At 52.8% G+C, this 971-nt stretch carries 1 protein-coding gene; it reads right to left on the reverse strand.

Annotated elements, in window-relative coordinates:
• A partial coding sequence (locus ACIP6G_RS04230; protein WP_400288734.1) for a hypothetical protein occupies window positions 1–971 on the reverse strand: 971 nt, incomplete at both ends.

Raw genomic sequence — 971 nt, forward strand, 5'->3', positions numbered from 1 at the left:
ACGTTATCCGCAGTGTTCGCATCCGTGTTGGCATCGGTGTTCGCATCAACGTTATCCGCGGTGTTGTCTGCCGTGTTCACATCCGTCGAGTCGTCAGCCACAACGGTGAAGGTTGTGAACCCGTATGCGTCGCTTTCAACATCAGTTGCAACGATCAAGTAGCTACCAAGTGCCAAATCAGTCGAATCGACCTCGAAGCTAATGTCGCCCTTGTCGTCAGCGGTAACGGTTTCAGGCATGGCAGCAGCAGCGATCTTGGCTACGGCCGAGCTGGTGTCGCCCAGCTGGCTCTGCTCGATCTTGACTTCGCCATTTGCGGTGAACTCTTTACCGGTTACGATTCCCGATTCACCCTTGATCAAACGGTTAGGGGTGATATCGATGTGAACTTCGTTCTCAGCGGCATCGTCCGGAGTTACCTGGAAGTACTCAGTGTAAGTCTTTCCGGTTTCTTCGTCCGTCACTTCAACGGTGTAGATACCCTCAGGCAAGCCATCGGTATCGTACTTGTACTCGAATCGACCATCTTCATCAACGATGACATCGCCCTCATGTACTGGGGTTTCTTCACCATTTGAGTTTCGGATGATTACCTTGACGTTGCCTTCCGGAGTGAACTTGTCACCAATTACGGTAACTTCGTCGCCTTCCGTAACGGAATCAGGTACAACGCTGACGATCGGGTGCTCCGTGTTGTCCGCAGTGTTGTCGCCAGTGTTCTCAGCCGAGTTATCCGCCGTGTTGGCATCGGTGTTCGCATCAGCGTTATCCGCAGTGTTCACATCGGTGTTCGCGTCAGTATTCGCATCCGTGTTGGCATCAGCGTTATCCGCAGTGTTCACATCGGTGTTCGCGTCAGTATTCGCATCCGTGTTGGCATCAGCGTTATCCGCAGTGTTCACATCGGTGTTCGCGTCAGTATTCGCATCCGTGTTGGCATCGGTGTTCGCATCAGCGTTATCCGCAGTGTT

Source organism: Glutamicibacter sp. NPDC088483 (genome assembly GCF_044753145.1).
Taxonomy (GTDB): Bacteria; Actinomycetota; Actinomycetes; order Actinomycetales; family Micrococcaceae; genus Glutamicibacter.